21 protein-coding genes are annotated in these 21,991 nt (G+C 71.9%); 10 read left to right on the forward strand and 11 right to left on the reverse strand.

From position 1 onward, the window contains the following. From LRP67_RS06735 to LRP67_RS06765, 7 genes are all read left to right on the forward strand, one after another. Positions 1-504 (forward strand): hypothetical protein, encoded by a 504-nt coding sequence (locus LRP67_RS06735; protein WP_231269417.1) that lies wholly within the window; start codon positions 1-3, stop codon positions 502-504. Further along, a complete protein-coding gene (locus LRP67_RS06740) occupies positions 501-1,232 on the forward strand; it encodes a dihydrofolate reductase family protein (RefSeq protein ID WP_231269418.1) in 732 nt (243 codons plus the stop codon). The genes LRP67_RS06735 and LRP67_RS06740 overlap by 4 nt, the downstream gene beginning before the upstream one ends. Before the next feature lie 10 nt (positions 1,233-1,242). Further along, positions 1,243-2,013 carry an enoyl-CoA hydratase-related protein gene (locus tag LRP67_RS06745; protein WP_231269419.1) on the forward strand — a complete coding sequence of 257 codons (771 nt, stop codon included), beginning with the start codon at positions 1,243-1,245 and terminating at the stop codon, positions 2,011-2,013. A 74-nt stretch (positions 2,014-2,087) separates the two neighbouring features. After that, entirely contained in the window at positions 2,088-2,588 is a 501-nt protein-coding gene (locus LRP67_RS06750) for a hypothetical protein (RefSeq protein ID WP_231269420.1), read from the forward strand. 55 nt (positions 2,589-2,643) lie between these two features. Further along, positions 2,644-3,963, forward strand: coding sequence for an MFS transporter (locus LRP67_RS06755; RefSeq protein WP_231269421.1), 1,320 nt, complete (start codon positions 2,644-2,646; stop codon positions 3,961-3,963). Positions 3,964-3,985: 22 nt separating this feature from the next. Further along, on the forward strand, positions 3,986-4,879 hold the full coding sequence (locus LRP67_RS06760) for an LLM class flavin-dependent oxidoreductase (RefSeq protein WP_231269422.1): 894 nt from the start codon (positions 3,986-3,988) through the stop codon (positions 4,877-4,879). Next, complete coding sequence (locus tag LRP67_RS06765) at positions 4,876-5,451, forward strand: rhomboid family intramembrane serine protease (protein WP_231269423.1); 576 nt, start codon at positions 4,876-4,878, stop codon at positions 5,449-5,451. Before LRP67_RS06760 ends, LRP67_RS06765 begins: the two co-directional genes overlap by 4 nt. Here LRP67_RS06765 and LRP67_RS06770 read toward each other — a convergent pair. Continuing rightward, on the reverse strand, positions 5,448-5,945 hold the full coding sequence (locus LRP67_RS06770; RefSeq protein WP_231269424.1) for a thioesterase family protein: 498 nt from the start codon (positions 5,943-5,945) through the stop codon (positions 5,448-5,450). The two genes, LRP67_RS06765 and LRP67_RS06770, sit on opposite strands and share 4 nt — an antisense overlap. Positions 5,946-6,058: 113 nt before the next feature. On the opposite strand from LRP67_RS06770, the gene LRP67_RS06775 reads away from it, so the two are divergent. Beyond that, positions 6,059-6,424 carry a DUF1622 domain-containing protein gene (locus tag LRP67_RS06775; RefSeq protein WP_231269425.1) on the forward strand — a complete coding sequence of 122 codons (366 nt, stop codon included), beginning with the start codon at positions 6,059-6,061 and terminating at the stop codon, positions 6,422-6,424. A gap of 38 nt (positions 6,425-6,462) precedes the next feature. On the opposite strand, the gene LRP67_RS06780 is transcribed toward LRP67_RS06775, so the two are convergent. The 10 genes from LRP67_RS06780 to typA form a co-directional block, all read right to left on the reverse strand. Next, positions 6,463-7,467, reverse strand: coding sequence for a TIGR03617 family F420-dependent LLM class oxidoreductase (locus LRP67_RS06780; protein ID WP_231269426.1), 1,005 nt, complete (start codon positions 7,465-7,467; stop codon positions 6,463-6,465). A gap of 48 nt (positions 7,468-7,515) precedes the next feature. After that, a complete protein-coding gene (locus LRP67_RS06785) occupies positions 7,516-8,553 on the reverse strand; it encodes a LacI family DNA-binding transcriptional regulator (RefSeq protein WP_231269427.1) in 1,038 nt (345 codons plus the stop codon). Positions 8,554-8,572: 19 nt separating this feature from the next. Next, positions 8,573-10,039 (reverse strand): GH1 family beta-glucosidase, encoded by a 1,467-nt coding sequence (locus LRP67_RS06790; protein WP_231269428.1) that lies wholly within the window; start codon positions 10,037-10,039, stop codon positions 8,573-8,575. After that, positions 10,036-10,854, reverse strand: a complete 819-nt coding sequence (locus LRP67_RS06795; RefSeq protein WP_231269429.1) for a carbohydrate ABC transporter permease — start codon at positions 10,852-10,854, stop codon at positions 10,036-10,038. The genes LRP67_RS06790 and LRP67_RS06795 overlap by 4 nt, the downstream gene beginning before the upstream one ends. After that, positions 10,851-11,864, reverse strand: a complete 1,014-nt coding sequence (locus LRP67_RS06800; protein WP_231269430.1) for a carbohydrate ABC transporter permease — start codon at positions 11,862-11,864, stop codon at positions 10,851-10,853. The genes LRP67_RS06795 and LRP67_RS06800 overlap by 4 nt, the downstream gene beginning before the upstream one ends. Before the next feature lie 10 nt (positions 11,865-11,874). Then, complete coding sequence (locus tag LRP67_RS06805) at positions 11,875-13,194, reverse strand: ABC transporter substrate-binding protein (protein ID WP_231269431.1); 1,320 nt, start codon at positions 13,192-13,194, stop codon at positions 11,875-11,877. A gap of 536 nt (positions 13,195-13,730) precedes the next feature. After that, positions 13,731-14,114, reverse strand: coding sequence for a hypothetical protein (locus tag LRP67_RS06810; protein WP_231269432.1), 384 nt, complete (start codon positions 14,112-14,114; stop codon positions 13,731-13,733). Further along, positions 14,111-14,527, reverse strand: coding sequence for an MFS transporter (locus tag LRP67_RS06815; protein WP_231269433.1), 417 nt, complete (start codon positions 14,525-14,527; stop codon positions 14,111-14,113). The genes LRP67_RS06810 and LRP67_RS06815 overlap by 4 nt, the downstream gene beginning before the upstream one ends. A 59-nt stretch (positions 14,528-14,586) precedes the next feature. Then, a complete protein-coding gene (locus tag LRP67_RS06820; protein ID WP_231269434.1) occupies positions 14,587-16,542 on the reverse strand; it encodes an MFS transporter in 1,956 nt (651 codons plus the stop codon). 21 nt (positions 16,543-16,563) lie between these two features. Next, positions 16,564-18,450, reverse strand: coding sequence for a translational GTPase TypA (gene typA, locus LRP67_RS06825; protein ID WP_231244260.1), 1,887 nt, complete (start codon positions 18,448-18,450; stop codon positions 16,564-16,566). Between the two features lie 183 nt (positions 18,451-18,633). Between typA and LRP67_RS06830 the strand changes: the two genes are divergently transcribed. Both LRP67_RS06830 and ppsA read left to right on the forward strand, forming a co-directional pair. After that, positions 18,634-19,518, forward strand: a complete 885-nt coding sequence (locus LRP67_RS06830) for a pyruvate, water dikinase regulatory protein (protein WP_231269435.1) — start codon at positions 18,634-18,636, stop codon at positions 19,516-19,518. After that, the gene (gene ppsA, locus LRP67_RS06835) at positions 19,515-21,905 is read left to right on the forward strand and encodes a phosphoenolpyruvate synthase (protein ID WP_231269436.1); all 2,391 of its coding nucleotides are present in this window, start codon (positions 19,515-19,517) and stop codon (positions 21,903-21,905) included. The genes LRP67_RS06830 and ppsA overlap by 4 nt, the downstream gene beginning before the upstream one ends. The last annotated feature ends 86 nt before the right edge of the window (positions 21,906-21,991 follow it).

A 21,991-nucleotide genomic window follows, 5' to 3' on the forward strand; every position in this document is an offset into this window, starting at 1 on the left:
GTGCGCGTCGCGCTGGTGCCCGGCGTGCCGGCACTGCTGCCGTCGTACCGGGGGATCGAGGACCCGGTCGCCGACCTGCGGGCCGCGTGCCTGGACGCGGTGCGCTGGCTCGGGGCGGGCTTCGGCGTGCACGGGTCCCTGCAGGGACTGAACGTCGCTCGGTGCCTCGCGGAGGAGGCCGGCGTCGCGGTGGACCTGAGGAGGGAGCATCCCGGCAGCGTGCTCGTGGTGGCCAACGGGAGCGCCACGCGCTCGGAGAAGGCGCCGGGTCACCTGGACGAGCGTGCCGCCGGCTTCGACGAGGGGCTGCGGGCGGCGCTGCTGGCCGGCCGGGCCGGTGACGTCGACGAGAGCCTGGCCCGGGAGCTGTGGGCCGACGTCGCGAGCCTGGTGTGGCTCGGCCGGGAGATCGAGGTCGACCCGGACTCGGTGCGTGTGGACTACGACGACGACCCGTACGGCGTGCAGTACTGGGTCATGCGCATGGAGGGTGTGTGGCGATGAGGGTGCTCGTCGGCCCGGAGACCGACGACCTGACGCGGATCTACGCCGCGCCGCGAACGCCGTGGCTGCGGGTCAACATGGTGTCGACCGTCGACGGCGCGGCCACGGGGGAGTCGGGCAGGAGCGGCTCCATCAACAACGCCGCCGACAAGCGGGTCTTCGACACGCTGCGCGCCCTGGCGGACGCGATCGTGGTCGGCGCCGGCACCGCGCGCATCGAGGGCTACCGGCCGGCGGAAACGCCGATCGTGCTGGTCAGCCGGCGCGGCGACGTGCCCGAGAGGCTGCGGGGGGCGCCGGCGGGCTCGGTGCTGCTGGCGACGACCGCTACGGCTGCCGGGCTGGTCGAGGCGCGCGACGTCCTGGGCCACGACCACGTCCTGACGCTCGGGGACGACCGGGTCGACCTGGCGCTGCTCAAGGAGACGCTCGTCGCCCGCGGCCTGGTCGACCTGCTCTCCGAGGGCGGGCCGTCGCTGCTCGGTGCGCTGCTCGCGCAGGGCGTCGCGGACGAGCTGACGACGACCGTCGTACCGCGCCTGATCGGCGGTGACCACCCGCGCATCGTGGCCGCGCCGCCCCTCGACGTCCCCCTGAGCCTGCACACCCTCCTCGAGGACGACGGCACCCTCCTCGCGCGCTGGCTCGTCGAGCGCCGGGGTGGTTTCGAGGCTCCTCGCTGGGGCTCGTCGCACCTCAACCACCGTGGGGGGCGGGGGACGGCCTAGGCTCCGCGGCATGGGTGAGGAGCTGGAGGTACGGCGTACCGACGGGGTCGTGGAGGTGACGTTCAACCGGCCGCAGCGGCACAACGCGTTCACGCGGGAGATGTACGCGGGGATGCGCGAACTCTGCGCCGAGCTGCGTGACGACGAGTCGGTGCGGGTGCTGGTGCTGCGGGGCGCGGGTGGGCGGGCGTTCGCGGCCGGCAACGAGATCTCCGACTTCCTCGAGGCCGACGCGGTGGCCTACGAGGATTGGATCCGCGAGCTGCTGGAGTCGCTGCACGCGCTGCCCCAGGTGACGGTGGCGGCCGTGTCGGGCGTCTGCGTCGGCGGCGGGCTGGCGGTGGCGACCCACTGCGACCTGAGGATCGCGACGGCGGGCAGCCGGTTCGGGTACCCGATCGCGCGCACGCTCGGCAACGCGCTGGCCGGCTCGATCGTCTACCGCTGCGCCGCGGTGTTCGGGGAGTCGTTGACCCGGGAGATGCTGCTGGCGGCGCGGCTGGTCGACGCGGAGCGCGCGTACGCCGTCGGCGCGGTCATGTCGGTGGCCGCCGACACCGAGGCTCTGGACGTCGAGGTGGCCACGCTGGTCGAGGGGGTCCTGGCGCTGTCGCCGGTGACGGTGCGCGCCACCAAGCACCAGCTGCTCGACCGCGCGCGGCGTCTCGAGGCGAGCCCCGAGGGCGACGCCGAGGTGCTGCGCGAGGTCTACACCGGACCCGACTTCGCCGAGGGCGTGCGCGCGTTCCTGGCCAAGGAGCGGCCGGCGTTCGGCCGCTAGGCACCTGACCGGTTTGGCCGGTGCCGCCCGGGGCATCACAGGAGGACCACTGGGGGACGTCGGGAGGGCACGGCATGCGGTACGACGCGATGCGCCCAAGCCGGCGGGCCCTGATCCTCCTCGGAGCGCTCATGGTCGCCGTGGCCGTAGCCGGCACGCTGTGGTGGCGAAGCGGCGCGGACGAGCGTCGGGTGGCCGCGGCCTGCGAGAGCTGGGAGGAGAACCTGCCGTCCCTGAGCGCCGCGATCTCGGAGTCCGAGGACGCCGCCGAGGCCGCGGCGAGCGCGCGGGCCGACCTCGTCCACGACCACGTCGAGGACCCGGACGCCCTCGACGAGGCGATCGAGCGCTGGCTGAGCGACACCGACGCCATGTTCGACAAGCTGGGGGAGGACGGTGACCCCACCGAGCGGGAGCGGGAGCTGCTGCGCCCACTCGCCGCCTCGTTCTCCGCAACCTGGGACCTGCGGCTGGGGCTGCGGAGCGACACCCCGAGCGAGGTCGGTGACACGGTCTCCGAGCTGGAGCGCCGGCTCCAGGCCACCGACGACGCCTGCTCCTCATCGGCGAGCTAGCCGCCGGAACCGTCGGGAGGGAATGCCGGCCCTCGGCCCCCTGTTGGGTCACGACATGACCTCGGACGACTCTCGGCGCGTGTCCCTGCTGCTCGGCGCGCTGTTCGGCGTGGCCGGCATGGGCTCGTCGTCGGCGGCGATGGCGCTGCCGTTGCTGGGCTCCGACCTCGGGGTCGGCGTGGGGGACGCCACCTGGACGATCAGCCTCTACGTCCTGATGCTGGCGGTGACCACCGCCGTCTACGGCCGGGTCTCGGACCTGGTCGGGGTGCGGATCCCGCTGCTGGTCGGCATCGGCATGATGACGTCGGGCGCGCTGGTCGCGGCGTTCGCGCCGACGTTCGAGGTGCTCCTCGTGGGCCGGATCCTCCAGGGCGCCGGCGCCGCCGCCGTCCCGACGCTGGGCGTCGCCGTCCTCAGCAAGCGGTACGACGGTCAGGTGCGCGACGTGGCGATGGGCCGGCTGGCCGGCATGGCCGCCGCGGTGAGCTGCCTGGGTCCGCTGATCGGCGGCGTGGTGGAGCACGCGCTCGGCTGGCGCTTCGTGATGGCCCTGCCGATCCTCGGCGTGCTGGTCCTGCCGTTCCTGTGGCGGGCGCTGAGCCCCGAGGGCTCCGGGGCCGGCCTCGACGTCCTCGGGGCCGTGCTGGTCGCCGCGACCGCCGCCGGCCTGGTGCTGGTCGTCCAGTCGCCGGCCACGGGCGTGCTCATCGCCGTGCTCGGCGGAGTCCTGGTCCTGCTGGGCGTCCCCGCGGTCGCCTGGCGGGTGCGTCGTCGCCCGCACGGCTTCCTGCCCGCCTCGGTGATCCGCGACGCCACGGTCGTGCGCAGCTCGCTCGCGGCTGCGGCCGTCCCGGCCGCGTGGTTCGCGCACCTGGTCGCCGTACCGGCCGTCCTCGTGCACGAGGGCTGGGAGGCGTGGCAGGTGGGGCTGCTGCTCGTGCCGAGCGCGGTGCTGGCGATGGCGATGCCGAGGGCCGCCGGGACGCTCCTCGACCGGGTCGGTCCGGCCGTCTCGCTCGGGCTGGCCGGGGTGGTCGCGACGACCGCGCTGCTGCTGGCCGCGCTCGGCACCTGGCTCGTCGCGCCGGCCGTCCTCGCGGTGGCCGTGTCCCTGGTGACGGTGGCCTTCGGGCTCGGCCAGCCGGCGCTGATGGCGGCGGTGGGGGAGTCCGTGGCGCTCGACGTGCGCGGCGTCGCCCTGGGCGTGGCGACGCTGCTGTTCCTGGTCGGCGGCTCCGTCGGGTCCGCGATGGTGGGCGGCCTCGGCGAGGTGGTCGGGATCCCCGCCTCGCTGGCCCTGCTCGCACTGCTGCCGGTGCTGGGCCTGCTGGCCCTCGTCCCCGAGCTGAGGCGCGCGCCCGAGCCGGTGTGACCGGGTCTGTCACAGTGGCTGCATGCATGTGGGCATGACCCTGCCGGTGATGGAGCCCGACCTGTGGCGCGGCGCCGGGACCCTCGAGGCCTGGGCGCACGCCGTGGACGAGGGCCCCTTCTCGTCGCTGTGCTTCGGGGAGCGGATGGCCTTCGACAACCCCGAGACCCTCACGCTGCTGGGCGCAGTGGCGGCATGGACCTCCCGCGTCCGCATCACGACGACCGTCGTCGTGCCGCAGCTCCACGACCCGGTCTGGCTCGCCAAGGCGCTCGCCACCGGTGACCGGCTGAGCGGCGGACGGCTGACCGTGGGCCTGGGCGTCGGGGGCCGCGAGGAGGACTACGGCGCCGTCGGCGCCAACCCGAACACCCGGACCATGCGCGGCATGGCCGCGCGCGTCGCGATGATGCGCCGGGTTTGGGCGGGCGAGGAGGTCCGCGACGTCACCCGCCCGGTGGGCCCGCTGCCGGTGCAGGACGGTGGCCCCGAGCTCCTGGTGGGGACGATGGGTCCCCGCACGATCCGCAGCGCCTCGGCGTGGGCCGACGGGCTCGCCGGAGTGAGCCTCGACCTCGACGCGGACGCGGCGTCGTTGCTCTTCGAGCAGGCCCGGGTCGCCTGGTCCGAGGCCGGCAAGGGGGCCCCGCGGCTGACCACGTCGTTCTGGTTCGCACTCGACGACGGCGACGGCTCCGCGCGCGAGCAGGTGCACCGCCACCTGCGCCACTACCTGAGCTGGCTGCCCGCGTCCCTGGTCGACGCGATGGCCCCGACGACCGGCTTCGCCGGCACCCCCGACGGACTGCGCGACACACTGCGGCGCTTCGAGGACGTCGGCGCCGACGAGGTGCATTTGATCCCCACCGGCTCGGACCCCGCCCAGGTCGAGCGCGTCGCGGAGCTGCTCCGATGAGCCCGCGGCGCGAGACCCGCGGCGCCTGGGGACAGGCCGCCGTCGGCGCCGCCGTCTTCGTCGCCGTGCTGTGGGCCCTCGAGCTTGTCGACACGGCGCTCTCCCACCGCCTCGATCAGTACGGCGTGCAGCCGCGCGAGGACGAGGGGCTGCTCGGCATCCTCTTCGCGCCGCTCCTGCATGCCGGGTGGGGACACCTCGCGGCCAACACCGTGCCGGTGCTGGTGCTGCTCTTCCTGGTGCTGGCCTCCGGCGTGCTCCGCGGGGTGCAGGTCACCGCGATCATCTGGGTCGTCGGCGGGCTCGGGGTGTGGCTGGTCGCGCCCACCCACACCGTGCACCTCGGCGCCTCGGTGCTGATCTTCGGCTGGCTGGTCTACCTGATGATCCGCGGCGTGTTCACCCGCCGGCTCGGCGAGATCGCCCTCGGGGTGCTGCTGTTCCTGCTGTACGGCGGCCTGCTGCTCGGCGTGCTCCCGGGCCAGGTGGGGATCTCCTGGCAGGGGCACCTGTTCGGGGCCGCCGGTGGCGCGCTGGCGGCGTACCTGACGAGCGAGCGGAAGGGGACTTAGCGCAGGCTCATGGAGCCCGAGAGCATCGGCTCCCAGCCCAGCTGCTGCTCCTCGGCGAGGCGCGCGTCGATCTGCTGGGCGACGTCCTCGGGCCAGTCGGAGGTCTTGCGGGTCTCCATGTCCATGTGGAGCAGGATCTCCTCCATCACGTAGCTCACGCGCGAGTGCGAGTCGTCGAGCAGGTAGACCACGACGTGCGCCGCGCGGCGCGAGCGGCCGACCAGCCGCACGCGGACGGAGATCTTGTCGCCGGTGCGCAGCTCGGAGAAGTAGGTCAGGTGGTGCTCGGCGGAGAAGACCGCCTGGCCGGCCGTGTGCGGCCAGTTCTGGGGGATGCCCACCTCGACGAGCGACTCGTCCAGGCCCTCGCTCGCGATGCCGAGGTAGTGGCGCACGTTGAGGTGGCCGTTGAAGTCCTCGAACGCGGCCGGAATGCCCTGTTGGGAGTACGCCGGAAGCGCGGCGATCTGGTCGTAGCTGGGCTGTGCGGTCACGCGCAGACCGTACCTGCGGGCCGCCCCAGGGTCTGCGGCGGGTCCGGTGGACGCGGGCCGGGGCCGTGCATACCCTGTGCCCGGGCGAGCGAGGGGCGGCGAGGGTGAGGGCGATGAGCTTCGACGAGGTCATGGAGCTCGTCGTGCACGGCTTCGAGGTCGGCGGCGTGACGATCCTGGTCGTCGGCTCCCTGGCGGGCCTGGTCGCCGCGGCGGCGTCGTACAAGCGCGTCGGCGCTGCCGGCGCCTACGAGCGCGCCCGCCGCAACGTGGGTCGCGCGATCCTGCTGGGCCTGGAGTTCCTGATCATCGCCGACATCGTCTTGACCATCACCGTCGACCCCACGCTCGACAACGCCCTGGCGCTCGGGCTGATCGTGCTCGTGCGGACCTTCCTGAGCTTCTCCCTCGAGGTCGAGCTCGAGGGCACGCTGCCGTGGCGGCAGCGGCCCGCCGCGAGCAAGCCGCCCACGGGATAGTCCCTCAGGAGTCGGCTGGGCTGTCCCGATCCGTCAGGTCACCTCAGCGAGGCGGCCAGGGCGGCGACCTGGTCGAGCGGCGGCCGGTAGCCCGGGAAGTAGCCGCAGACCCGGGTGGCGTGCTCGCCGAAGCGCCGGCGGAGTTCGGCGGCGCACTCCTCCGGGGTGCCGACCACGGCGAGCGTCTCCAGCATCGCGTCGTCGACGAGCGCCATCATCGCCGCGACGTCGCCGGCCTTGGACAGCGCGTTGAGGTCGGGCTGCAGGTCGGCCCAGCCCTCGACCTCGAGCACCGGCAGGTACGCCGGGGTGGAGGCGTAGAACGCCAGCAGCCCGCGCACCCCCAGCGCCGCGGCCTCCTGCTCGGCGGGCGTGCGGCCCATCGCCAGGATGGCCTGCGGGAGCACCGCGAACGACTCCCGCGAGCGGCCCGACCGGGCCAGTCCCTCCTCGACCGCCGGCAGGGTGCGCTCGCGGAAGTGCCGCTCGCTGTGGAAGGGCATCACCAGCAGGCCGTCGGCGACCTCGGCCGCCGTACGTGTCATCACGGGGCCGAGCGCGCCGAGCAGGACCGGCGCGACGCCGTACGGGTTGGGCCCGGGCACGAACGTCGGCGGCATCAGCGTGTGCTGGGTGTGCTCGCCCCGGAAGTCCAGCCGGGTGCCGTCCTGCCACGAGCCCAGGACCGCCTTGACCGCCAGCACGATCTCGCGCATCCGCGCCGCCGGCGGGCTCCACCGTGCGCCGTACCGCTTCTCGATGTGCGGCCTGATCTGCGACCCCAGCCCGAGCCGGAAGCGACCGCGTGACAGCAGCTGCAGGTCGTAGGCCGCGTGCGCGAGGTGCAGCGGGCTGCGCGGCATCGCGATCGCGACGTTGGTCATCAGGTCGGTCTCGACCGAGCCGGCCGCGCTTGCCAGCGGGAGGAACACGTCGTGCGGCCCCTCGAAGGTGAACAGCCCCGCGACCCCGGTGCCCGCCAGCTCCCGCGCGCGCCGCGCCGCTTCGTCGGGCCGGCCGTCGAGCTGGACGTCGAGGAGCATGTGCCGACGCTACCGGTGGGCGACTAGAACACGTTGCAGGTTGGGCGGTCACGCGCTGGCGCGGCGCACGAGCGTGGGCGGGTAGATGACCCGCATGGCGCGGACGCTGCTGTCGCCGTCGACCTGCTGGAGCAGCAGACGGGTGGCCTGCTCGGCCATGTCGACGATGGGGTTGCGGATGGTGGTGAGCTGCGGGTCGGTGCGCTCGGCGACGCCGAGGTCGTCGTAGCCGATCAGGGCGACGTCGTCGGGGACCGCGCGGCCGGTGGCGGCGAGCACCCGCAGAGCGCCGGCGGCCATGAGGTCGGAGGCCGCCACGATGCCGTCGAGGTCGGGGTGGTGCGCCAGGAGGGCGGTCGCGGCCCGCTCGCCGCCGCGCTCGGTGAAGTCACCGTGCTCGACCGCGTCGTCGCGCAGGCCGGCCTCTCGCATGGCTCCCCGCCAGCCCTCCAGCCGGTCCACGCCGGCGCTCATGTCGTCGGGCCCGGCGATGGTCGCGATCCGGGTGCAGCCGCGCGAGATGAGCGCCTGGGTGGCCTCACGACCCCCGGCGACGTTGTCGGTGTCGACGTAGGCGACCTTGTCGGCGCTGGTCCACGGCCGCCCGACGAAGGCGCACGGCAGGTCGAGCGCGGCCAGGTGGTCGGCCAGGCTGTCGCTGCGGTGGTGGGAGACGACGAGCGCCCCGTCGATGTGCCGGTTGCGCAGGTAGCGCAGCATCCGCGCCTCCTCCTCGCCCGGGCGCGTGAGCAGCAGCACCAGCTGCAGGTCACGCTCGGCCAGCACCCGCGTGACCCCACGCAGCGTGCGCGCGAAGAACGGGTCGGAGAAGACCCGCTCGTCGGGCTCGGGGACGACCAGGCCGACCGAGTCGGTACGCCGGGTGACCAGGCTGCGGGCGGCGTGGTTGGGGGTGTAGCCCAGCGCCCGCACGGCCTCGTCGACGGCGCTGCGGGCCTGCGCGCTCACGCGGTTACCGCCGTTGATCGCGCGCGACGCGGTGGCGCGCGAGACCCCGGCCAGGCGCGCGACCTCGTCGAGCGTCGGCGAGCCCCCAGGTCCCGCGATGCTGCGGCTTCCGTCCACGCGCGCCACCGTAGCGACCTCAGCTCTCCGGCGCCTGGAGGTTTCCGGTACGGGCGGTCTCCGCGTAGAGCAGGGCGCTCGACTTGGGCGTGCGGATCTGCGTCTCGTAGTCGACGTGGACGATCCCGAACCGCTTCTCGTAGCCGAAGGCCCACTCGTAGTTGTCGAGCAGCGACCACTGGAAGAAGCCCCGCACGTCCACCCCGTCGGCGATAGCGGCGTGGACGGCGGCGAGATGCGCGACGACGTAGGCGACGCGCTCGGGGTCGTGCACGCGTCCCTCCGCATCCACCTCGTCGTCGTAGGCGGCGCCGTTCTCGGTCACGTAGAGCGGGGGCGCGTCGTAGTCGGCGTCGATCCGCTTCAACAGCCGCGTGAGTCCCTCCGGCTGCACCTCCCACCCCATGGCCGTCCGCGGGAGGCCACGGCTCGGGAAGGTGACGTCCTCGCACCCGACGAACGGCGTGCGGGTCGGCCGCTCGGCGTGGGCGCCGTCGACGCCCGTCGTGTCCGGCTGCGGGTGGCCCGAGACGGCGTCGCCCTTGTAGTAGTTGATCCCGAGCAGGTCCAGCGGGGTGCCGATGAGCGCGAGGTCGCCGTCGCGAACCACCTCGGTCCAGGGCCGGCCCGCCCACGCGAGCCCGGCGGTGTCGGCCAGCAGGTCGGCGGGGTAGCGGCCGGTGAGGATCGGGTCGAGGAACACCCGGTTGTGCAGCGCGTCGATGCGCCGGGCGGCGTCCCGGTCGGCCTCGTCATCGGGGTCGAGGGCGTCCGCGACCGTGCAGTTGAGGGTGATCCCCAGGTCGGCGGTGGTGCCGCGCCGGCGCAGCTCGTCGACGACCAGGCCGTGCCCGAGCATCAGGTGGTGCGCGGCCACGAGCCCGGCCACGCCCTCCTGGCGACCGGGGGCGTGCTGGCCCCCGGTGTAGCCGAGGAAGGCCGAGCACCACGGCTCGTTGAGCGTCGTCCAGACCGGCACCCGGTCGCCGAGCGCGTCGTAGACGGAGAGCGCATAGTCGGCGAAGCGGTAGGCCGTGTCGCGGTTCGTCCAGCCGCCCGCGTCCTCGAGGGTCTGGGGCAGGTCCCAGTGGTAGAGCGTCATCCAGGGACGGATGTCGTGGGCCAGGAGCTCGTCGACGAGGCGGGCGTAGAAGTCGAGCCCCGCCGGGTTGACCGGGCCGGCGTCCGGCCGGACCCGCGGCCAGGCCACGGAGAACCGGTAGCTGCGCAGGTGCAGGCTCTTCATGAGCGCTACGTCCTGCGGCATCCGGTGGTAGTGGTCGCAGGCGACGTCGCCGGTGTCGCCGTTGACGACGGCGCCGGGCACCCGCGCGAAGGTGTCCCAGATGGACGGCGTACGGCCGTCCTCGCCGGTGGCGCCCTCGATCTGGAACGACGCGGTCGCGGCGCCCCAGAGGAAGTCGGGCGGGAAGCGGAGCTCCGCGCCCTGGCCGGTGTCGGTGCGGGTGTCGAGTGAGTGGGTCATCCCTTGACTGCTCCTTGCATGATGCCGGCGACCAGCTGGCGGCCGGTGAGGACGAACAGGACCAGCAGCGGGATGGTCGACAGCACGGCGGCGGAGAGCACCAGGCTGTAGTCGACGTAGTAGCTGCTCTGGAGCTGAGCGAGTGCGATCTGCACGGTGGGGTTGGTGGAGGGGAGCACGATCATCGGCCAGAAGAAGTCGGTCCAGACGGTCATGAACGTGAACAGCCACAGGATCGCGGCGGCCGGGCGGGCGGCCGGCACGGCGACGTTCCAGAAGGTGCTGAACATCGAGCACCCGTCGACGCGCGCTGCCTCGATCAGCTCGTCGGGGATCGCGTCGACGAGGTACTGACGCATGAAGAAGACGCCGAACGCCGTCACCAGGGTCGGCACCATGATCGCCCAGATGTGCCCGGTCCAGCCGAGCTTGGCCATCTGGATGAACAGCGGGATGACCCCGAGCTGGGTGGGGACGGCCAGCGTCCCGACGACGAACACCATGAGCCCCTTGCTGCCGCGGAACCTCAGCTTGGCGAACGCATAGCCGGCCAGCGTGCAGAAGAACACCACCGACGTGGCGCACACGGTCGAGACCGCGAGGCTGTTGCCGAGGGCCTTCCAGAAGTCGACGGTCTCGAAGACGCGCTGGGCGTTGCTGAAGAAGTGGCCTCCCGGCAGCAGGGGCGGGACCTCGCGGGTCACGACCTCCTTGGTGTGCGAGCCGACGATCAGCGACCAGTACAGCGGCAGTGCCGAGGCGAGGACGAACGCCGACAGCAGGCCGTAGACGAGGAATCCCGGACGGCGGCTCACTTGCGGCCTCCCGCGCCGAGGCGCTGCGCCACCGCGAGGTTGACGAGCGCGAAGAGCACGATGAAGAGGAACAGCAGCCAGGCGACCGCCGAGGCCATGCCGAGGTCGCGCAGGCGCCAGCCCAGCTCCCAGAGGTACAGCGTCACGGTCTGCCACTGCCGATCGGAGCCGCCGAGCCCGACGTTGTCGAAGAGGCGGGCCTCGGTGAAGATCTGCAGCCCTCCGATCGTCGAGGTGATGACGACGAAGATCACCGTCGGGCGGATCATCGGGATCGTGATCGACCGGAACTGGCGCACCTTGCCGGCTCCGTCCATGGCCGCGGACTCGTACAGGTCACGCGGCACCGCCTGCATGGCGGCGAGCAGGATCAGCGCGTTGTAGCCGGTCCAGCGCCAGTTGACCATGGAGGCGATGGCGATGTGGCTCGGCAGGGTGTCGACGTGCCAGGCGATCGGATCGATTCCGATCAGCCCGAGACCGCCGTTGATGAGGCCGTAACGGTCGCCGAACAGGTTGCCGAAGATCAGGGTGGCCGCGGCGGGGGCGACCACGAAGGGGATCAGCACGCTCATCCGCCAGAACGTCCGGGCGCGCAGCTGGGTGTCGAGCAGGCCCGCGATCGCGAGGGCCAGCAGCACCTGCGGGATCGAGGACAGCAGGAAGATGCTGACGGTGTTGCGCAGCGCCCGCCAGAAGTAGCGGTCCCCGAAGACCGCCCGGTAGTTGTCGAGGCCGACGTAGTCGCCCTGGCCGCCGATGAGGCCCCACTCGTGGACCGAGACGTAGGCGGTGTAGGCGAGCGGGAACATCCCGATGACGAGGAACAGGAGGAAGAACGGCGACACGTAGAGGTACGGCGAGAAGCGGACGTCCCAGCGGGAGAGCCGCTGCCGCAGGGTCAGTGGGGGTGGGTCCTGCGGCAGCGGCTCCGCCTGAGGGGCCGGCCCGACCGGGGAGGTCGAGGAGGAGACCTCCCCGGCGGGCGCGACTGGTGGGTGAGGGCTCATCGACGCCGGCTCAGCCGATCCGCTCGACGTCCGCGGTGAAGGACTCCCACGCCTCGTCCGGCGACTCCTGGCCCTGGTCGACCCGGAGGATGGCCGCCTGGAACGCCGTGATGATGTCGGCGTACTTGGGGCCCTTGTAGGGCTGCAGCTCCACGGCCGCGGCGCGGTTGGACAGGATCTGCCCGACCGGGGCGTCGTTGAAGAACGGCTGCGTCGCCTCGAGCAGCACCGGGTCCTTCTGGGCGTCGACCTGGCTCGGGAAGGTGAACTTGGCGTCGAAGGCCTTGATCTGCTGCTCGGGGGCGGTCAGCCACTCGGCCAGCTTCTTGGCCTCCTCCTGGTGCTCGCCCATGGCGGGCACGGTCAGGAACGAGCCGCCCCAGTTGCCGCCGCCGCCGGGGAAGGCATCGGCGATGTCCCAGCCCTTCACGCCCGCGGCGTTGCCCTCGATGATGCCGAGCATCCAGCCGGGGCAGGCCATCGTGGCGAAGCCGTCGTTCTGGAAGGCGGCGATCCAGTCGGGGGACCACTGGTCCAGGTTGGTGGCCAGCCCCGCGGCCTGCATCGACGTCACGGTGTCGAACACCTCGCGCACCTCGGGGTTGGAGGTGGCGACGACGTTGTTGTCCTCATCCTCGAACGGGTAGGCGAGCTGGTTGATCATCGCCTGGCTCGTGCCCTTGGACGAGTCGTACCAGGCGGTGTCCGGCATCTTCTCCACGAAGTCCTGGCCGGTCTCGAAGTAGGTGTCCCAGTCGGCGAACAGGGCGGCGACCTCCTCGCGGTCGGTCGGCAGCCCGGCCTTCTTGAAGAGGTCGGCGCGGTAGCAGATGCCCTCCGGCCCGATGTCGGTGCCGTAGCCGATGAGCTCACCGTCGGCGTTGGTGCCGGCCTTGACCTTCCAGTCCAGCCAGCGGCCCTCGACGCTCTCGTCGCTGAGGTCGATGAACGCGCCCTTCTCTTCGAGGATCGCCGGCATCCCGTCGCCCTCGATGGCCTCGATGTCGGAGAGCCCCGACCCCGCGGCGAGCTTGGTGTAGAGGTTGTCGCGGTGCTCCTCCCAGGTCCCCAGCTTCTTCTGGACGACCTTGATGTCGGGGTTGAGCTCCATGTACTCCTCGATGAGGCCCTCGTACCCGAACTCGTTGAAGGTCGCGACGGTGAGGGTGGTCTTGCCGTCCTCGGCCTCGTCGTCCCCGCCGCACGCGGCGAGGCCCAGGCTGAGGACCAGAGCACCGGCGGCGGCGAGCGCCAGGCGCCGGCGTCGCGTGGTGCTGGTCGTGAATGGTAAGCGGGGCTCCTGGCGGGGCCCGAAGGGTGAGATGTGCACGGGGGAACGCTCCTGCCGTTGTGCGGACTGCGGATCGGGGGTGACCCGGAGGGACGCGGTCTCGGTGTGAGAGCGCTTCCATGTTCTTGGCGTCCACAACATGACACGCGTCACACCGCCGTCACAACCTTCTGCCTGGCCCGGGCGTAATTAGGGTGTGGAGGTGTGGGAGCGCTTCCATGGGGTTGATGCTTGCGCGACACCGGGAGGACGAGTTTCACCGGGCGCCCGGTGAAACTCACGGCTCCCGTGCGAACCTTCGTACGGGAGCCGTGAGTTTCGCGCGGGTCGCGTGACGGGTGGTGCGGCCGCCGGCCGCCCGCCGCCCGCCGCCCGCCGCTCGCGCAGCCCGCGGCCGCGCCGGTCGGGCTCAGGCCCAGCGGCGGCGCGGCGGGGGATGGCGAGGGTGAGGGCCATGCCCAGGAAGGCGGCGCCGGCGCCGATGAGGAAGCCGACCACCATGGCGTCCTCAGAGGGCACCGGGAAGCCGTGGACGTCGGTGACCGAGGCCGCCAGGATGCCGACGCCGGCCGAGGTCACGCAGGAGACGACGAGCAGGTGCCGGGCGCGCCGTGGATGGCGACGGCGACCAGGTGGCCGCTGCCGAGCACGGCGGCGCCGACGGCGAGCGTCACGCGGGCGCCGTAGCGAGTGATCAGGGCGCTGGAGACCGGGGCGAAGGCCATCATGACCAGCCCGGCGGGGGGTCGTCCAGAGGCCGGCGGCGACCATCGACTACCGAGGCCGTGGTCGGTGAGCTCGGGCAGCTGCAGCAGCTGCGGCACGATGATCACCTGGGCCATCAAGCCGAAGCCGATCGCCACGGCGGCGATGTTGGTGAGCAGGACCGGGCGGCGCGCGGTGACGCGCAGGTCACAGAGCGGGGCCGGGTGGGCGAGCTCGTAGCGGCCCCAGGTCACCAGTGCGACGAGGCCGACGACGAGGCACGCCCACGGGCGCGCGGTGTCCCGACCCCACTCACGGCCCTTGGTGAGCGACCAGGACGGCCACGAGACCGACGGCGATGCCCAGCGGCGCCCACGAGGTCGAGCCGGGCTCGTCGGGCGGCCGGCACGCGCGGGATGAGGGGCGCGACGGGCAGCGCCGCGAGGACGGTCAGGACGGTCGAGGACCAGAAGAGCGCGTGGAAGTCGTAGCTGTCGGCGATCCACGCCGCCAGCGAAGGCCGATCGAGCCGCCCACCCCGAGGGTGGGCGCTCACGGCGGCCGTGGCCGTGCCGGTGCGCCCTGGCGGCACGACGTCGCGGATCAGGCTGATGCCGACCGGGACGAAGCCCATGGACAGCTCCTGCAGCGTGCGGCCGGCGAGCATGGGCAGTGCGAGGGGACGGACGCGGCGCCGTGATGGGGGAAGGGCCCAGCTGCGACCGCTCAGGCGAGCGGGGTGCCCAGAACCAGGTCCACGTCGCGCGCGGCCTCCCAGACCGTGATCGGCCGGGCGCCGATGGCGCCGTCGCGGGAAACGACCGTCAGCACGTAACGCCCGCTCGGCGGCCGAGGGATCTCGTAGCGGCCCTCGTGGTCGGTGCGGATGGTGGCGACGGCCTCACCCGAGTGGCGGGTCAGCACGACCAGGGCGTCGATCACCGGCGCGCCCTCGCCGTCGGTGACCACCCCCGCGAGGCGCAGGCGGTCGCGCAGGACGATCGGCGGCACCGGGGCCTCGCGGTCGAGGTGCATCATCCGGGACCGGGGCTGCCAGCCGTCGGCGGTGGTCACGACCAGGTAGTCCGCGGCGGTGGGGATGGCGGCGTTGAACCAGCCGTCCGAGTCGGCCTGGCCCCAGTCCACCGGCTCTCCTTCCGGTGTCAGGACGGTGACGACGGCGGTCCGGATGGGCCGGGCGCCCGCGTCGAGCACCTGGCCACGGACGACCTGCACGGGACGTCCCGCGCCCGAGCGGTCGCCCTCCTCGGCGTAGTCCTGCATCCGGAGCATCGGGACGCCGATGAGCGTGGCGCAGAGCGACGCGACGGCGGCCAGCCACAGCAGCGTGTTCAGGCCGCTCTGGCTGGGCAGCACCTGAGATCCGACCGTGATCACCGACGCGCTCGTGATCGCCGCGGTCGTGGCGCTGGCGGTCGAGGTCCCGAAGGCGCGCAGCAGCACGTTGAGGCCGTTGGCCGAGGCCGTCTCGGTCACGGGTACGGCGCGCATGAGCAGCGTCGGCACCGCGCCGTACATCATCGCGGTGCCGACGCCGACGACCACCGAGCCGATGACGACCTGGGTGAGGTTCTCGCTGAGGAAGACCCGAGCGGCGTAGGTCACCGCCATGATGGCCGCGCCGGCGATCATCGTGACCTGAGGGCCGACCCGGCGGATCAGCCACGCCGAGACGGGAGCCATCAGGCCGAACGCCGCGGCGTTCGGCACCATCCACAGCCCGGTGTGCAGCGTGTCGAGGCCCAGGCCGTAGCCGGACTCCTTCGGGACCTGCAGGAACTGGGTGGTGAGGAGCATGTTGATGAACATCGCGAACCCGGCCATGACCGAGGCGACGTTGACCAGCAGCACCGCGGGTCGGCGCGCGACCCGGATGTCGACCAGGGGGCTGGGCGTCCGCAGCTCGAGCGGGATCCAGAACGCGAGCACCGCGAGACCGACCACGGCCAGGCCGAGGGTGGTCGGGGAGCCCCAGCCCCACTGCGCGCCCTTGGACAACGCGAGCAGCATCGCGGTCAGCGCCGTCGTGAGCAGCACGGCGCCGCGTACGTCGAACGCGCCCTGCGTGCGGACGGGGGACTCCGGCAGCAGGACGAGCGCGGCGACCAGCAGGGCGCTGCCCACCAGGCCGGTCACCCAGAAGATGGCGTGCCAGTCCAGGTGCTCGACGAGCAGGCCCGAGAGCGGCAGGCCGACGCCAGCGCCGATCGCGAGGGTGGCGCTCATCAGGGCGACGCCGAGCGGGACCCTCTCGCGCGGCAGCTCGTCGCGCATGATCGCGATGCCGACCGGGACCACCGCCATGCCGACGCCCTGGAGAGCGCGGGCGCCGATCAGCAGCGGGAGCGCGTCACTGAGGGCGCCGAGCAGCGAGCCCAGCACGGTGATCGCCAGCGTCAGCGCCATCATCCGGCGCTTGCCGTACATGTCGGCCAGCCGGGAGATGGTCGGCGTGGCGACCGCCCCGGTCAGCAGGGTGGCGGTCACCAGCCAGGACGCGGAGTCCGCCGTGGTGTCGAGGTACTCGGGCAGCAGCGGCAGGAGCGGCAGCAGCAGGGTCTGCTGCAACGACACCACGATGCCGCACAGCGACAGGGTGGCGACGACGACGGCCGGGCTGCTCCGGGGGCGCGTCTCGAGCGACGCTGCGGGAGCGCTCATGCGGTCGCGACTTCCGACCGGCTACTTGCTCTTGCGGGCGCGGCTCGCGATCTTGGCCCGCTCGTTGGCGTCGAGGATCACCTTTCGGATGCGCACCGACTCGGGGGTGACCTCGACGCACTCGTCCTCGCGGCAGAACTCCAGGCACTGCTCGAGCGAGAGCTTCTTGGGCGGGATGAGCTTCTCGAAGTTGTCGGAGGTGGCGGAGCGGATGTTGGTCTGCTGCTTCTCCTTGGTGATGTTGACGTCCATGTCGTCGGCGCGGGAGTTCTCGCCGATGATCATGCCCTCGTAGACCTCGGTGGTGGGCTCGACGAACATCACGCCGCGCTCCTGCAGGGAGGTCATGGCGTACGCCGTGGCCGCACCCTTGCGGTCGGCGACGAGGGAGCCGTTGTTGCGCGAGCGGATCTCGCCGGCCCACGGCTCGTACTTCTCGAAGATGTGGTGGGCGATGCCCGTGCCGCGGGTGTCGGTGAGGAACTCCGTGCGGAAGCCGATCAGGCCGCGCGCCGGGACCAGGAATTCCATGCGCACCCAGCCGGTGCCGTGGTTGGTCATCGACTCCATGCGGCCCTTGCGGGTGGCGAGGAGCTCGGTGATCGTGCCGAGGTACTCCTCGGGCGCGTCGATGGTCAGGCGCTCGACCGGCTCGTGGACCTTGCCGTCGATGTCCTTGGTGACCACCTGCGGCTTGCCGACGGTGAGCTCGTAGCCCTCGCGGCGCATCTGCTCGACCAGGATCGCCAGAGCGAGCTCGCCGCGGCCCTGGACCTCCCAGGCGTCGGGGCGCTCGGTGTTGAGGATCTTGAGCGAGACGTTGCCGATGAGCTCCTGGTCGAGGCGATCCTTGACCAGGCGGGCGGTCACCTTGGAGCCCTTGACCCGGCCGACCAGCGGCGAGGTGTTGGTGCCGATGGTCATGGAGATCGCCGGCTCGTCGACGTGGATGAGCGGCAGCGCGACCGGGTTCTCGGGGTCGGCGAGGGTCTCGCCGATGGTGATCTCCGGGATGCCGGCGATAGCGACGATGTCGCCGGGCCCGGCCTCGGTGCCGGGCTTGCGCTCCAGGCCCTCGGTGACGAGGAGCTCGGTGATCTTGACGGTCTTGACGTCGCCGTTGCGGCGCATCCAGGCGACCTGCTGGCCCTTCTTGAGCCGGCCCTCGTGGATGCGGACCAGCGCGAGGCGCCCCAGGAACGGCGAGGCGTCGAGGTTGGTGACGTGCGCCTGCAGCGGCGCGCCCTCGGTGTACTCCGGCGCCGGGATGGTGTCGACGATGGTCTTGAAGAGCGGCTCGAGGTCCTTGGCGTCGGGCAACGTGCCGTTCGCGGGCTGCTCGAGGGAGGCGATGCCGGCCTTGCCGCTCGCGTAGACGACGGGGAAGTCGAGGGCGTCCTGGCCGTGTGACTCGTCGAGCAGGTCCATGAAGAGCTCGTAGGTCTCGTCGACGACCTCCTCGATGCGGGCGTCGGGGCGGTCGACCTTGTTGACCACGAGCACGACCGGCATGTCGGCGTTGAGCGCCTTGCGCAGCACGAAGCGGGTCTGGGGGAGCGGGCCCTCGGAGGCGTCGACGAGCAGCACGATGCCGTCGACCATCGACAGGCCGCGCTCGACCTCGCCGCCGAAGTCGGCGTGGCCGGGGGTGTCGATGATGTTGATCGTCATGCCCTCGGGCGCCGAGGGGCCGTTGTAGTGGATCGCGGTGTTCTTCGCGAGGATCGTGATCCCCTTCTCGCGCTCCAGGTCCCCGGAGTCCATGACCCGCTCGGCGACGCTCTCCGCCTCGTGGGCGGTGAAGGCGCCGGCCTGGCGCAGCATCGCGTCGACGAGGGTGGTCTTGCCGTGGTCGACGTGCGCGACGATGGCGACGTTGCGCAGGTTGGCGGTCTTGGTGGCAGACATGGGTGTACGGCGACTCTTCCAGTGGAGGTTCAGGGGGCCCGATGGGCCTCAGGGAGTCTAGTCGGGGTCTCGGTGATACCCGCATCGGCGACCTCGCGCGGTACGGGATCCGGGCGGTGTCTCGTGCAGGCGCCGGGTTTGGGACGATGCTCCACCACGCGTCACCAATGGGAGGATGCACACGTGAGCAATCCGTCGCCCGAGCGCGTGGTCCCGGTGTTCTTCCTGTCCGACAGCACGGGCATCAGCGCGGAGACGATGGGCAACGCGCTGCTCATCCAGTTCCCCGACCAGGTGTTCGAGCGCACCGTGATCCCGTTCATCTCCTCAGTGGAGGATGCCCGGCGAGTGGTGGACATCCTGGACGAGGCGATGAACGGGCCGGTGACCCCGTTGGCGTTCACCACCGCCGCCGAGGACCTCATCCGCAACGAGCTGCTCAAGACCAAGGCGCCGCTGATCGACTTCTTCGGAATGCACATGGACGCGGTGGAGGCGATCCTCGGCCAGCGCGGCATCCGCGAGCCGTCGCGGCTGCACGGCGTCGGCGACATCAAGCGCTACAACACCCGCATGGCCGCGGTCGAGTTCACCATCGAGCACGACGACGGGCAGAGCGTGCGCGCCCTCGACAAGTCCGACGTGATCCTGCTGGCGCCCTCGCGCTGCGGCAAGACGCCGACCAGCATGTACCTCGCGCTGCAGCACGGGCTGTTCGTCGCCAACTACCCCCTCGTCGACGAGGACCTGGAGTCCTCGGAGCTGCCGCGCCCGGTGCGCGACCTCCGGGACCGGTGCTTCGGCATCACCACGAGCGTCGACCGCCTCAGCCGGGTGCGCAACGAGCGTCGCCCCGGCTCCCGCTACGCCACCCCCGAGCAGTGCCGCTGGGAGCTGCGCCGCGCGAACGACATCTTCGCGGCGCACGGGGTGCCTGTCATCGACTCCTCGGCCAAGTCGGTCGAGGAGATCTCCACCCTGATCCTGCAGACCCTGAAGAAGAACGGCGGCGTCCCGAGCCGTCAGCGCTTCAAGGCCCGGGACAACCACCGAAGTGAGCAGCCATGACCACTCCCTCCCGCAACGTCCGCTGGTTCTCCGAGCTGGGCCTCGGTGACCTCGAGCAGGTCGGCGGCAAGAACGCCTCACTCGGCGAGATGGTCTCCCACCTCACCGACCTCGGGGTGCGTGTGCCCGACGGCTTCGCGACGACGGCCGAGGCCTTCCACCGCTTCATCGGGGACACCGGACTGGCCGAGCGGATCGCCGGCCTGCTCGACGGCCTGGACACCGACGACGTACGCCGCCTGGCCGAGGTGGGCCGCGAGATCCGCGAGGCGGTCGTCGGCCAGCCCTTCCCCGAGGACCTCGAGGCCGAGGTGCGCACGGCGTACGAGAAGCTCGCGGCCGAGAGCGGCGGGGAGGAGGCGTCGTTCGCCGTACGCTCCTCGGCCACCGCGGAGGACCTCCCCGACGCGTCGTTCGCGGGCCAGCAGGAGACCTTCCTCAACGTCCGCGGCATCGACGCCGTGCTGCTCGCGATCCGCGAGGTGTTCGCCTCGCTCTACAACGACCGCGCGATCGCCTACCGCGTGCACCACGGCTTCGCCCACGCCGACGTCGGCCTGTCCGCCGGCGTCCAGCGCATGGTGCGCTCCGACATCGGCTCCTCCGGCGTCCTGTTCACGATGGACACCGAGTCGGGCTTCCAGGACGCGGTCTTCATCACCTCGGCCTACGGCCTCGGCGAGGGCGTGGTGCAGGGCGCGGTCAACCCCGACGAGTGGTACGTCTACAAGCCCGCGCTGCGGGCCGGCCGGCCGGCCGTGCTGAAGCGCGGCGTCGGGGACAAGGCCACCAAGATGGTCTACACCTCCGACACCACGGTCGGGCGCACGACGGAGTTCGTCGACGTCGACCCCGCCGACCGGCGGCTGCTGAGCCTCACCGACGAGGAGGTCCAGGAGCTCGCCCGTCACGCGCTCGTGATCGAGGAGCACTACGGCCGGCCCATGGACATCGAGTGGGGCAAGGACGGCGTCGACGGGCAGCTCTACGTGCTCCAGGCCCGCCCCGAGACGGTCGAGTCGCGCCGGACGGGCGCGCAGGAGCGCTTCCGGATGCAGGGCTCCGGGCCGGTGCTCGTCGAGGGGCGTGCGATCGGGCAGAAGATCGGCGCCGGCGCCGTGCGGGTGATGACCTCGATCGAGGACATGCACGAGTTCCAGGAGGGCGAGGTCCTGGTCGCCGACATGACCGACCCCGACTGGGAGCCGATCATGAAGCGGGCCTCGGCCATCGTCACCAACCGCGGCGGCCGCACCTGCCACGCGGCGATCATCGCGCGCGAGCTCGGCATCCCGGCCGTCGTCGGCAGCGGCTCGGGCACCCGCGACCTCGCCGACGGCCGCGAGGTCACGGTCTCGTGCGCCGAGGGCGACACCGGGCTGGTCTACGAGGGCATCCTCGACTTCGCGGTCGAGCGCACCGAGCTGGCCGCCATGCCCGACGTACCGGTCAAGATCATGATGAACGTCGGCACGCCCGAGCAGGCGTTCTCCTTCGCGCAGCTGCCCCACAAGGGCGTCGGGCTGGCGCGGCTCGAGTTCGTCATCAACCGCCAGATCGGGATCCACCCCAAGGCCCTGCTCGACCTGGAGGCCGATCCCGAGAGCCTCGACCCCGCGCTGCGGGCGCGGATCACCGAGACCATCGCGGCGTACCCGAGCCCTCGCTCGTTCTTCGTGCAGCGCGTCGCCGAGGGGATCAGCATGCTGGCGGCGGCGTTCGCGCCCGAGCCGGTCATCGTACGGATGTCGGACTTCAAGTCCAACGAGTACGCCAACCTCGTCGGCGGTGAGGCCTACGAGCCGCACGAGGAGAACCCGATGCTCGGCTACCGGGGCGCCTCGCGCTATCTGTCCGCCGAGTTCGCCGACTGCTTCGCGATGGAGTGCGAGGCGCTGCGCCACGTCCGTGACGAGATGGGGCTGACCAACGTCTGGGTGATGATCCCGTTCGTGCGCACCCTCGCCGAGGCGCGCGGGGTCATCGAGCTCCTCGGCAAGCACGGTCTGGTCCGTGGCGAGAACGGGCTCAAGGTCGTGATGATGTGCGAGGTGCCCTCCAACGCGGTGATCGCCGAGCAGTTCCTGGAGTACTTCGACGGCTTCTCGATCGGGTCGAACGACATGACCCAGCTGACCCTGGGCCTGGACCGCGACTCGGCCCTGGTCGCGGAGGGCTTCGACGAGCGCGACCCCGCCGTACTGCACATGCTCGAGCTGGCCATCACGGCCTGCAAGAAGCAGGGCAAGTACGTCGGTATCTGCGGCCAGGGGCCCTCGGACCACCCCGAGCTCGCCGAGTGGCTCCTGGGCCAGGGCATCGAGTCCATGTCGCTCAACCCCGACACCGTCGTGGACACCTGGCTGCGCCTCGCCAAGCTCTCCTGAGCCTCCCGCCGCTGACCCGCCAGAAGCTTTTCTGACGGGTCAGCGGTGATTTCGTGCAGTGGGTGACGGGTCGGCGGTGATCGAAG

It is taken from the genome of Nocardioides sp. cx-169, assembly GCF_021083605.1.
Taxonomy (GTDB): Bacteria; Actinomycetota; Actinomycetes; order Propionibacteriales; family Nocardioidaceae; genus Nocardioides.

Bases quoted from the DNA above. Each gene is read 5' to 3' on its own strand.
- LRP67_RS06760 (WP_231269422.1), top strand. From the start codon at position 3,986: ATGCATGTGGGCATGACCCTGCCGGTGATGGAGCCCGACCTGTGGCGC.
- LRP67_RS06750 (WP_231269420.1), top strand. From the start codon at position 2,088: ATGCGGTACGACGCGATGCGCCCAAGCCGGCGGGCCCTGATCCTCCTC.
- typA (WP_231244260.1), bottom strand. From the start codon at position 18,450: ATGTCTGCCACCAAGACCGCCAACCTGCGCAACGTCGCCATCGTCGCG.
- LRP67_RS06790 (WP_231269428.1), bottom strand. From the start codon at position 10,039: ATGACCCACTCACTCGACACCCGCACCGACACCGGCCAGGGCGCGGAG.
- LRP67_RS06800 (WP_231269430.1), bottom strand. From the start codon at position 11,864: ATGAGCCCTCACCCACCAGTCGCGCCCGCCGGGGAGGTCTCCTCCTCG.
- LRP67_RS06755 (WP_231269421.1), top strand. From the start codon at position 2,644: ATGACCTCGGACGACTCTCGGCGCGTGTCCCTGCTGCTCGGCGCGCTG.
- LRP67_RS06815 (WP_231269433.1), bottom strand. From the start codon at position 14,527: ATGCTCGCCGGCCGCACGCTGCAGGAGCTGTCCATGGGCTTCGTCCCG.
- LRP67_RS06820 (WP_231269434.1), bottom strand. From the start codon at position 16,542: ATGAGCGCTCCCGCAGCGTCGCTCGAGACGCGCCCCCGGAGCAGCCCG.
- LRP67_RS06745 (WP_231269419.1), top strand. From the start codon at position 1,243: ATGGGTGAGGAGCTGGAGGTACGGCGTACCGACGGGGTCGTGGAGGTG.
- LRP67_RS06775 (WP_231269425.1), top strand. From the start codon at position 6,059: ATGAGCTTCGACGAGGTCATGGAGCTCGTCGTGCACGGCTTCGAGGTC.
- LRP67_RS06765 (WP_231269423.1), top strand. From the start codon at position 4,876: ATGAGCCCGCGGCGCGAGACCCGCGGCGCCTGGGGACAGGCCGCCGTC.
- ppsA (WP_231269436.1), top strand. From the start codon at position 19,515: ATGACCACTCCCTCCCGCAACGTCCGCTGGTTCTCCGAGCTGGGCCTC.
- LRP67_RS06740 (WP_231269418.1), top strand. From the start codon at position 501: ATGAGGGTGCTCGTCGGCCCGGAGACCGACGACCTGACGCGGATCTAC.
- LRP67_RS06780 (WP_231269426.1), bottom strand. From the start codon at position 7,467: ATGCTCCTCGACGTCCAGCTCGACGGCCGGCCCGACGAAGCGGCGCGG.